The 364-nt window shown below is 60.7% G+C and carries 1 protein-coding gene; it reads right to left on the bottom strand.

All coding sequences use genetic code 11. From position 1 onward, the window contains the following. On the bottom strand, positions 1-364 hold a 364-nt coding region (locus JYB63_RS22675), incomplete at both ends, for a radical SAM protein (protein WP_272873605.1).

Here is a 364-nt window from a genome sequence, read left to right as displayed (position 1 = left end):
ATCGGCGATCTGTTCGCGGGTCGGCAGCAGGCCTTCACGGTTCAGGTGCGCCCAGCCGTAGAACTGGCAGGTCGCCAGCTCGACGTCGTCGGCATCCAGCTGGATCGCCAGTTCGATGATGCGGTCGATCTGGCCGATATTATGGCGATGCAAGACGAAGTTAAGCACCATCGGATAGCCGAGCGCCTTGACCGCCTTGGCCATCGCCAGCTTCTGCTGAAACGCCTTGGCGGAGCCCGCCAGTGCAGCGTTCAGCGTTTCATCGCTGGCCTGAAAACTGATCTGAATATGATCCAGCCCGGCGTCGGCGAAGGTCTGCAGCTTTTTCTCGGTCAGGCCGATGCCGGAGGTGATCAGGTTGGTG

Origin of the sequence: Aliamphritea spongicola, assembly GCF_017051665.1 — a bacterium.
In the GTDB taxonomy this organism is placed as follows: domain Bacteria; phylum Pseudomonadota; class Gammaproteobacteria; order Pseudomonadales; family Balneatricaceae; genus Amphritea; species Amphritea spongicola.
This window is presented reverse-complemented; position numbering and strand designations above follow the sequence as displayed.